The following is an 11725-nucleotide window of genomic DNA, read 5'->3' as shown; positions in this document are numbered from 1 at the left end:
ATAATTTTCGACATAAGGTATTATGGCAAGAGATAATGATAAGAATGCAGTAAAGAGATTTGATAAAATCTCTATTGGTCTTGCATCTCCTGAAGCGATTTTGGCTGAATCGCGCGGAGAGGTGTTAAAACCAGAAACTATAAACTACCGTACGCACAAACCTGAGCGCGATGGTTTGTTCTGTGAGCGTATCTTTGGTCCTGTAAAGGATTATGAGTGTGCTTGTGGTAAATATAAGCGTATACGTTACAAGGGTATTGTTTGTGACCGTTGTGGTGTAGAAGTTACTGAGAAAAAAGTGCGTAGAGATCGTGTGGGTCACATCAACCTGGTTGTTCCTGTGGCACACATCTGGTACTTTAGAAGTTTGCCAAATAAAATAGGGTATCTTTTAGGTCTTCCATCTAAGAAATTAGATATGATTATCTATTATGAGCGCTATGTAGTTATTCAGCCTGGTATAGCTAAGAACGAAGAAGGAGATGAATTGAAGAAGATGGACTTTCTTACTGAGGAAGAATATCTGAATGTTCTGGAGTCTATTCCACAAGAAAATATGTATCTGGAAGATAGCGATCCTAACAAGTTTATCGCTAAAATGGGTGCAGAATGTCTTATTGAATTATTAAGACGTATTGATCTTAATGAGTTGTCTTATGACTTACGTCATAAAGCAAATAATGAGACTTCAAAACAACGTAAAACTGAAGCGTTAAAGCGTCTTCAAGTGGTAGAATCTTTACGTGATGCTAATAAGAATCGCGAAAATTTACCAGAGTGGATGATAATGAAAGTAGTTCCAGTTATTCCGCCGGAATTACGTCCTCTTGTTCCTCTTGATGGTGGTCGTTTTGCGACTTCTGATTTAAATGACTTATACCGTCGTGTTATTATACGTAACAACCGTTTAAAGCGTTTGATGGAAATCAAAGCTCCAGAGGTTATTTTACGTAATGAAAAACGTATGCTTCAAGAAGCTGTTGATTCATTATTTGATAACACACGTAAATCTTCAGCAGTAAAAACAGACTCTAACAGACCTTTAAAATCACTTTCTGATTCATTAAAAGGTAAGCAAGGTCGTTTCCGTCAAAACTTACTTGGTAAGCGTGTTGATTATTCTGCACGTTCGGTAATTGTTGTTGGGCCCGAATTAAAACTTTACGAATGTGGTCTTCCTAAGGATATGGCTGCAGAGCTTTACAAGCCATTTGTTATCAGGAAGTTGATAGAACGTGGAATTGTAAAAACAGTAAAGTCAGCTAAAAAGATTATAGATAAAAAAGAGCCTGTAGTTTGGGATATTTTGGAGAACGTTCTTAAAGGACACCCAGTATTGCTAAACCGTGCTCCTACGCTTCACCGATTAGGTATTCAGGCTTTTCAGCCAAAACTTATTGAAGGTAAGGCGATACAGTTACACCCGTTAGTATGTACAGCATTTAACGCCGATTTTGATGGTGACCAGATGGCGGTTCATTTGCCATTAGGACCAGAAGCTATATTAGAGGCTCAGATGCTAATGCTTGCTTCTAACAATATTCTTAACCCTGCAAATGGTGCTCCAGTTACAGTACCTTCTCAGGATATGGTATTGGGTCTTTATTATATGACTAAAGCGCGTAAGAGTACTCCAGAACATCCTATACAGGGTGAAGGAATCACTTTTTATAGTGCAGAAGAAGTTGTTATTGCTCACAACCAGAAGCGTGTGAACATTAACGCAATGATAAAGATACGTACTAAAGATTTCAATGAAGCTGGTGAATTAGTTTATCAGATTGTTGATACTACAGTAGGACGTGTTTTATTTAACGAAAGTGTTCCTGAAGAAGCAGGTTATATTAACGAAGTATTGACTAAAAAGTCTTTACGTGATGTAATTGCTAGAATTTTAAAATTAACGAGTGTTCCTCGTACTGCTGAGTTTCTTGACAGTATTAAGACACTTGGATATACATTCGCATTTAGAGGTGGATTGTCTTTCTCATTAGGGGATATTATTATTCCTGCTGAAAAATACGATATGATTGATGAGGCAAATACTCAGGTAGACGGAATTATGTCTAGCTATAATATGGGTCTTATTACTAACTCAGAGCGTTATAATCAAGTTATTGATGTTTGGACATCAACTAACGCATCACTTACGGAGCTTTCTATGAAGAATATTCGTGAGGACCAACAAGGATTTAACTCCGTATTTATGATGCTTGATTCTGGTGCTCGTGGATCTAAAGAACAGATTCGTCAGTTGACCGGTATGCGTGGATTGATGGCTAAGCCTAAGAAATCTAATGATGGAGGTGGAGCGATTATTGAAAACCCGATTCTTTCTAACTTTAAGGAAGGTCTTTCAATTCTTGAATACTTTATCTCTACCCACGGTGCTCGTAAAGGTCTTGCGGATACGGCTCTTAAAACTGCAGATGCTGGTTACTTAACACGTCGTCTTGTTGATGTTTCTCAAGATGTTATTGTAAACAGTGAAGATTGCGATACCTTAAGAGGTGTTGAAGTTTCTGCATTAAAGAAAAACGAAGAGATTGTTGAAACTCTAGAAGCACGTATAATAGGTCGTATTGCATTGAATGATGTAATCAACCCATTAGACAGTGAGGTTATTGTTAAGGCTGGTGAAGAAATTTCTGAAGAATTAGCTGCAGAAATTACTAAAGCTCCTATTGAAAGTGTTGAAGTTCGTTCACCATTAACGTGTGAAGCTCCTAAAGGTATATGTTCTAAATGTTATGGTCGTAACCTTGCAACCAATAAAATGGTCCAAATGGGTGAAGCCGTAGGTGTTGTTGCTGCTCAGTCAATTGGTGAGCCTGGTACACAGCTTACATTGCGTACATTCCACGTGGGGGGTATTGCAGGTAACATTTCTGAAGAAAACAAAGTTGTTTCTAAATTTGATGGTCGTCTAGAGATTGAGGATCTTAAAACTGTTCAAGGAGAAGCACCAGATGGTTCTATCTCAGAGATAGTTATTTCTCGTACTTCTGAAGCTAAAATCGTAGATGCAAAGACTGGAATTTTATTAAGTACTAATAACATTCCTTACGGTTCTCAGTTGTTTATGAAGGATGGCGATAAAGTAACTAAAGGTGATACAGTATGTTCTTGGGATCCATTTAATGGTGTGATTATATCTGAATTTGCAGGTAAGATCAAATACGAAAATATAGAACAAGGTGTTACTTATCAGGTTGAAACAGATGAGCAAACTGGTTTCCAAGAAAAAGTAATCTCTGAATCTCGTAACAAACGAATGATTCCTACATTACATATTATGGGTAAAAAGGATGAAGTTATTCGTTCTTATAACTTACCGGTAGGAGCTCACTTGATGGTTGATGATGAGGAAAAAATCAAGATAGGTAAGATTCTTGTAAAAATACCACGTAAGTCTTCTAAGGCTGGTGATATTACAGGGGGTCTTCCACGAGTAACGGAGTTGTTTGAAGCACGTAATCCTTCTAATCCTGCTGTTGTAAGTGAGATTGATGGTGTTGTTTCTTTCGGTAAAATTAAGCGTGGTAACCGCGAGATTATTGTTGAGTCTAAATTAGGAGAGGTTAAGAAGTACTTAGTTAAGTTGTCTAACCAGATTTTAGTTCAAGAGAATGACTTTGTCAGAGCAGGTATGCCATTATCTGATGGTTCTGTTACTCCGGAAGATATTCTTTCAATTAAAGGACCTGCCGCTGTTCAGCAATACTTGGTAAACGAAGTTCAGGAAGTTTACCGTTTACAAGGTGTAAAAATTAACGATAAGCACTTTGAAGTAGTTGTTCGCCAAATGATGCGTAAAGTGCGTATTCAGGATCCAGGTGATACTATTTTCTTAGAGAATCAACTAGTTCACAAAGATGACTTTATTACAGAAAATGATGCAATTTTCGGAATGAAAGTTATTGAAGATGCTGGTGATTCTGCGACCCTTAAACCTGGTCAGATTATTTCACCTCGTGATTTACGTGATGAGAACTCTATACTAAGAAGAGAAGATAAAAATCTTGCAACAGCAAGAGACGTAGTTGCAGCTACTGCAACACCGGTTCTTCAAGGTATTACAAGAGCTTCGCTTCAGACAAAATCATTTATCTCTGCGGCTTCCTTCCAGGAAACTACTAAGGTGCTTAACGAAGCAGCTGTAAGCGGTAAAGTAGATAGTTTAGAAGGTCTTAAAGAGAATGTTATTGTAGGACATAGAATTCCTGCTGGTACTGGTCTGCGTCGATATGATAAAATCATCGTAGGTAGCAAGCAAGAACTTGAAGAACTCAATGCAGCTCGAGAAGAAGTAAACTTTAATTAATTTATTATATATAAAACAGCTTCAGAAATGAAGCTGTTTTTTTATACCCAATATTTACTGATATGGCTGAAGATGAAAAGAACCAAAATGGTCAATTAAATATAGAGCTTGATGAGGCTACAGCTCAAGGGCAGTATTCTAATCTAGCTATAATAAACCATTCAGTTTCAGAATTTGTGGTTGATTTTATAAATATTATGCCCGGTACACCTAAGAGTAAAGTCAAGTCGCGTATAATTTTAACACCACAGCACGCTAAACGTTTAGCTAAGGCTTTACAAGAAAACGTAAAACGATTTGAAAAAGCACACGGAGAAATTAAGGATTATGAGAAACATCCTATTCCTCTAAATTTTGGACCAACAGGTCAAGCTTAAACAAAAAAAACCTTGAAGTTGACTTCAAGGTTTTTTTATATCATAAAATATTATGGGTTGTAGGTTTTCTATAAATTATCAAAATACCAACTGATTTTTCAATGCTCTTATCTTTATTTTAAAGGGCTTTTTTTGATTTTTAAACAAGTAGTAAGAGATTAATGCTATAGTGGCTTTAAAATTCTTTTATTAAGTTAATTAAACTCTGAAACAAAATGAAGCTTAACATTAGGATATTTTTGTTGCGTCATTTGTAATGTAAATTGGGAATCTGCCAGGTATACTAATTGGCCTCTTTTATCTTTAGCCATAAAACGTTGTTTGACCCTCAGGAATTCTTTGAATTCCTCACTCTTAGGATCTTTGGGTTCTACCCAACAAGCTTTATAGACACTTAATGGTTCGTAGGTACATTTTGCCCCGTATTCATGTTCTAATCGATATTGAATTACTTCATATTGTAAGGCTCCAACAGTGCCAATTACTTTTCTGCCATTAAGTTCTAATGTAAATAACTGAGCAACACCTTCGTCCATTAATTGATCAATCCCTTTTTCTAATTGCTTAGATTTCATAGGGTCTGCATTATTAATGTATCTAAAGTGTTCGGGTGAAAATGCAGGAATTCCTTTATAATGTATTTCTTCTCCTTGTGTAAGGGTGTCTCCAATTTTAAAGTTTCCGGTATCGTGTAAGCCTACTATATCACCGGGATAGGAGATATCTACGATTTCTTTCCGCTCTGCGAAAAATGCATTAGGACTGGAAAACTTTAATTTCTTACCATTTCTAACATGTAAATATGGCGTATTACGTTCAAAAACTCCGGAAACAATCTTAACAAAAGCCAGTCTATCTCGGTGTTTAGGGTCCATATTGGCGTGAATTTTAAAAACAAAACCACTAAAGTCCTTTTCATCAGGCTTAACAATTCGTTCCTCGCTTTCTTTAGGTCGGGGAGGAGGAGCAATACTAATAAAGCAATCTAATAACTCTCGTACTCCAAAATTATTCAATGCAGAGCCAAAAAATACCGGCTGTTGCTCGGCCTTTGAATAGGCTTCTTGGTTGAAGTCAGGATAAACCCCTGTTACTAATTCAAGTTCTTCTCTTAAGGTTTCCGCAGATTTAGTTCCTGTTAATTGGTCTAAATTGCTGGAATTGAGGTCTTCAATCTCAATAGTTTCTTCGATATTTTTGCGGCTATCACCACTAAAAAGGTTTACATTTTTCTCCCAAATATTATAGATTCCTTTGAAATCATATCCCATTCCAATAGGGAAACTTAAAGGAGTAACTGTTAAATCTAGTTTTTGTTCAATCTCATCAAGTAGTTCAAAAGCATCTTTTCCTTCCCGATCTAATTTATTGACGAAAACTATCATAGGAATTTTACGCATCCTACACACTTTAACGAGTTTTTCGGTTTGTTCTTCGACACCTTTAGCAACGTCGATAACGACAATAACGCTATCTACTGCAGTAAGTGTTCTGAATGTATCTTCAGCAAAATCTTTATGTCCCGGAGTGTCAAGGATATTAATTTTGGTGCCGTTATATTCAAATGCAAGAACAGACGTTGCAACCGAAATTCCCCGTTGACGCTCAATCTCCATAAAATCACTCGTTGCTCCTTTTTTAATCTTATTAGATTTTACTGCGCCTGCTTCTTGAATAGCGCCACCAAATAATAAAAGCTTTTCAGTAAGGGTTGTTTTACCTGCATCCGGGTGAGAAATGATACCGAAAGTACGTCTACGCGCAATTTCCTTTTTGATACTCATACATAAAATTTAAGACGGCAAATATACCATTTGTAGTTTGTTTTTTGTTAGAGTATTTCTAGACAAATATGGGTGAGTATATTTTAGTAAAGCGCTTTAGAATCTATTGGTTTAAATGTTTCCGATGCTTTACTTGAAACGACATTATTGAGTCATTTTGAAAAGTGTTTCCCCGTTATATTAAAGTTTGTGAAACTACTAATTCGATTAATTGTAGGATTTTACTTGTAGGTTGTGATTTAAAAATGTCTTTAAAGGACCTTTTTACGGTTTATTTTGTTTTTAATCTAAAAAACTTTAACTCAATAAATTAAGAGTTAATCGATTAATATATTTGTCACCCCAACTTATAACATCAATAATCCCCTAAGTCATTTAAAAAAAAATGCTTACATGTTTTTAATGGAGTTGTAGTGGGTTCTTTTCATTGTTAATGGATTTAGCTTTAGCTCTTTAGGAGTTTATATAATTTAAGTATCAGTTTTTAAAACTTTTGCAATTGCATTTACGTATACCCAGCTAAATATCTATTATGATCAATTACTTCTTTTACTTCTTCTTAATATTTGTGCTAAGCATTAGTTTAGAAGGTCTTTCTAGCATTTTTAGAGCAGCGATTGCTAGTCATGTGATTTTTTCACATACTATTTTATCAATTTTTTATAATACTATAACTGCGAAAACACCAATTTATTTTATGGGTGAAGAAGAATCATTTGAAATATCACAAAGAATATTTATAGAGGATTTCAAATTCAGAGTTTTTATAAACTCCGTCAAGCTTAGTTTATTTTAAAAATAAAATGAATACTGGTAAGTCCAACTTCAAATAGAATACCATATGAAATATAAAATTACAATGAATAATTTGAAGAGTAAAATTCACTCTTTGTTGTTTTTAGTCTCACTTAGTTTAGGCTGGTTTGCTGGCGGTGATTTATATGCTCAGTGCGATGGCTATACGGATGCTGCTCCAAACTCTGGTAACTTCACATTTAGATCAGGAAAAAAATACGCTTTTAAAAGCGCTAGCCCAAAGACAGTTAACTTGGGTGATGTTAACTTTGAAAACGGAAGTGCTATTTGTGTGGGACCAAATGTTAAACTGATTATACAGAATAATGTCAACTCTTCTGGCTCGATAACAATAAATGTAGAGGGTGAACTTCAATTTAATCAATCTGTAAATATCAGTGCTAACGTTGATATGATTATTGCTGAAGGAGGTCTTTTTCAAACAGGAAATACTGGGACTACTGATTTTAGTTTAGGTGGGGTTGGAACAAATGAAATTTTAAATAACGGAACGATTAAGGTTGGTGTATTGACTTTTAATAATGGTTCAGCTAAAAACACAATAGATAACAACGGTAATTTAGTTATAAATAGAAACATCAATATTTCAGGAGATACGGAATTTCGTAATCAAAAGAACATTTTTGTTGGGGCGAGTTTTAATTGTAACGCTAAAACAGTCTATGTTAACTGTGGTAGAATAGAAACGATTACAGGATTTAATTTAGGTGGAGGTCGTGTAGTAAACACAGGTTCATTTATTTCCGGTAATGGTTCTATAGATTTTGGTAGTGCGACTTCAAGATTTGAAAACTATGGGGTGGTACAGGTTGAGCAAATTAATTTTTCTGGAGTAGATAATGCGCTTTATGGTGGATTTTATAATGAGGGAAGTGTTGTGCTTGACAATAACTTTCAGTCCTCTGGAAATATAATGGGGCCTGATGATAGTTCTAAGTTGGGGTATTTTGAATTAGGTAATGCTTCTACCTTAAATAGCGGTACCGTTGGTCCTAATTTAAATTTCAAAAGGAAAACCGGGACTTCTAATGCGGGTACTGTTTTTGGCGGGAATAATCGTTCTCTAACTTATAAAAGTGGAGTGGTTTATGATTGTCAATCAGGAAAATGCAGTGCTGAAAAAGTAACTTCCGGCCTTCCATGTCCAGACCTTTCAGGTAATTTTCCGGCTATTTCTTTAAGTAAAACCGGTATTCTTCAGGATGAAAATGGAGATTCCAGAACTCAATTAAACGAGACCATAAAATATACATTTGTAATAACAAATACTGGTAAAAAGACTTTAAGTGCTCTTAAGATTCAGGATGATAGACTGGGGTTAGGAGTTATTAGTGTTTCTGGTAGTTTAAGTCCAGGTCAGAGTAAAACTGTTGAAAGATCCTATGTTGTAAAAAGTACAGATCTGGTAGCAGGTTATGTCTCTAATAAGGCTACAGTGCGTGGTGTTGATGACTTAAATAATGAAGTGACTGACTCAGATAGTTCTGATGTATTTTTAAATAATTTTTGTTCTGGTGTAGATACAGATGGTGATGGGATTCCAGATAATTGTGATGATGACGATGATAATGACGGAATACTTGATGCAGATGAAGGTAATGCATCTACGGCTGTTTTGGCAAATCCTAGCCAGCGAACAGTTGATGGTCTGAACCAAACCGGAATGGGTGTTTTTCCATTAAAACCAAATGGTAGTAAAAGCCTGCCAAATGGAGGAGTTACTTTAAGTATGCTTGAAGGCTTTAAACCTACCACGTCTAGTAGAGATGAGCAACAGTGGAGAATTTATCAGCCGCCACCGGTTGTTAATAGTACTATTAATATAAACGGAGGAGATGTTGAGTTTGCTACCAAATATTTAGACCTCAGAGGGGTTCCTCGGGGAGCCTATGAGCGAAAGATAAAAATTGATTATGGTTTAGCGGCACAAGATTTATCCAGTGATTCTACGGAAGAATACACTTATATCATAGGTATTGCTGGCCTTGGAGGGTATGAATATCAATCGCAGGGAGGTGAGTTTGGAGTTGATATTTCAAGTGTCCCGTTACGAGTAATTGGAAATGTGGATGTCTATGCAACGGGTTTGTATAGTGATTTTAGCGGGCAGAATCCCCCTGAGAAAAATCAAATAGGTAATACTGTTTCTACCAGTCCGCCATATTCTATTAGAAGTAACGGGTATACGTTCTTTTATGTTTCAAGAGATGCTGCGAGTTTTGAAATAGAGTTTAAAGGGCGTGATCCACATGGATTTATTTTTGGAGTCCTTACTGAAACCTATAGAGATACAGATGGTGATGGTGTCGTAGATTCAAAAGATAAAGACTCTGATGGTGATGGCTGTCCTGATGCTATTGAGGGAGCGGGTACATTTAATAAAAATGATCTTACGGCTGATTTAAATTTAGCAAATACTCCTGCTGGAGTTGATGAAAATGGAGTGCCAACTATTGCCGGGGCTCCTCAGGCAAATACTCAGGCGGTAATTGATCGTGTTATTTCTGCTTGTTACACGCCAACAGCAGTAGATGACTTTAGACAGGTTAGCTTAAACACAGCTTTAAATATAGATGTGCTTGCTAATGATGACTTTGGTAATGATGGTCCGTCAGCAAGTGAGCCTTTAATAATCACACAACAGCCCAATAATGGGTCGGTGGTTATTTATAATAACGATACTCCAAGTGATTTTTCTGATGATACGATTATCTATACGCCAAATCAGGATTATACTGGTATAGATACATTAAAATATAAAATCATTGATTTAGATGGAGATGAAAGTGATGCAACTGTAGAGGTAGATGTTAAGGATGTTATCGTAGTGCCTCCCGGAGAACGCGGTTGTGACTGTGCTCCTTTGTATGGAGGGACAAGATTCTTAAACCCAACCTTGATTTCTGGTACAGCAGGGCAAGAGGGAGCGGTTTATAGATTTTCTAATGTTTTTACTGACAGCCCAGATACTATTGATGCACTAGTGAGGATTGAGGCGCTTCGCAATGGGGCAACACTTCAAAGTATTGATGTGCCTGGAGGATCAGGAGGCTTAGGTGTTAATAATAATTTTCAGCCACAACTGAGAAGTTCTAATAGTGGAGATCAAAATATAGAATTTGACATAACTTTTGTTGAGTCGGGTGGTTCTTATGGTGATGAAGTTTTAATTTCTTTCTTTGCAACTCCTTTTGATATTGATGGAGATAGCCAAAGAACCAGAGAATATGCAGAGTTAACACTTTCTGATGCCTATTATAAATCCCAGAATAACCTAATAAATATTGAGAGAAAGGCAAACTCAGTAAGAGGAACTGCTCGTAATGCAAGTACAGCTCCAGGGGGGGATATTTCTGTTGATCCTCGCTATACATTTAGTACATATTACGAAGGAAGATCTTCTTTAAAATATATTATCGGAAAAGATAATGGAAATATAGATCGTTATTACTCGCTGGCATTTAGTAATGCCAATTATAAAAACCCTGAGTCAACTATAGTTACCGCACCTGTTATTTGTGGTAATGTTTTTGATGAAGACGGCAAACCTCTTTCAAAAGTCGAAATTAAGATAGAAGGGAATAACGGTGCCTCAAAGGTTTTAACTACAGATTCTAGTGGTAGTTATAGATATGTTACCTCAGATTTAGATGCTTTTAATGATGTCACCTATACGATTACTCAAACTGATTTAGATGCTTATTTTTCTATATCAGATGTAGATGGTGAAAATGATAACCAAATTATTAGAAAGATCAATCTTCAGTCATCTTGTAATAACAATTTTGTAGATGCTCTAGATCCTTCTATTAAAATTGAGGATGTTACTGTCAATGAAGGTGAGAAAGCTAATTTTAAAATTACTTTATCTCGAGCTAGTTCTGAAGATATAATTGTTGATTATGCTACTGCTGATGATGATCCTTTAACTGTTTCTAGTGCTGTAGCCGGAGAAGATTATTCTCAGAACTCTAGTCAAATAACTATTCCGGCAGGTTCTTTATTTAGCGAAAATATATCAATTGCAACGTTAGAAGATGATATTTACGAACTTGATGAGACGTTTAATTTAAATCTTACTCCTGTAGGAGATAATATAAATATAAGTGAGAGTACACTTTCGGCAGTGGGAACAATTTTAGATGATGCCTCTAAAGTATTGACAGTAAGTATAGCTGATGCAGCAGCTGTAACTGAAGGAGAGAATGCAGTCTTTGCAGTGAACCTGAACAGACCTAGTAGTGAGGATGTGACGGTAACCTTTACCACTGCAGGAGTGACAGCTACCAAAGGTGTGGACTATACCGATCCTAATCCGCTTAGTGTAGTGATCCCTGCTGGTGACACCAGTGCTAATATCCTGGTAAGCACCCTTGAAGATGAATTATTTGAATCATCAGAGACCTTTGAGGTGGTACTAACTG

Annotated in this window: 4 protein-coding genes; 3 read left to right on the top strand and 1 reads right to left on the bottom strand. The window is 36.2% G+C overall.

What is annotated here, in order from left to right; all coding sequences use genetic code 11:
* The first annotated feature begins 22 nt into the window (after positions 1-22).
* Together rpoC and DSM03_RS14080 are read left to right on the top strand one after the other, a co-directional pair.
* Entirely contained in the window at positions 23-4324 is a 4302-nt protein-coding gene (gene rpoC / locus DSM03_RS14085; RefSeq protein WP_128762394.1) for a DNA-directed RNA polymerase subunit beta', read from the top strand.
* 62 nt (positions 4325-4386) lie between these two features.
* A complete protein-coding gene (locus DSM03_RS14080) occupies positions 4387-4701 on the top strand; it encodes a DUF3467 domain-containing protein (protein WP_073099625.1) in 315 nt (104 codons plus the stop codon).
* A gap of 194 nt (positions 4702-4895) precedes the next feature.
* Here DSM03_RS14080 and DSM03_RS14075 read toward each other — a convergent pair whose 3' ends face one another.
* On the bottom strand, positions 4896-6485 hold the full coding sequence (locus DSM03_RS14075) for a peptide chain release factor 3 (protein ID WP_128762393.1): 1590 nt from the start codon (positions 6483-6485) through the stop codon (positions 4896-4898).
* A gap of 841 nt (positions 6486-7326) precedes the next feature.
* Here DSM03_RS14075 and DSM03_RS14070 point away from each other — a divergent pair.
* The coding region (locus DSM03_RS14070) for a DUF7507 domain-containing protein (RefSeq protein ID WP_236643954.1) at positions 7327-11725 on the top strand (4399 nt) is incomplete at its 3' end.

It is taken from the genome of Leeuwenhoekiella aestuarii (assembly GCF_004104055.1).
GTDB classification, from domain to species: domain Bacteria; phylum Bacteroidota; class Bacteroidia; order Flavobacteriales; family Flavobacteriaceae; genus Leeuwenhoekiella; species Leeuwenhoekiella aestuarii.
The sequence above is the reverse complement of the archived record's forward strand: the minus strand, read 5'-3'. Positions and strand labels throughout refer to the sequence as shown.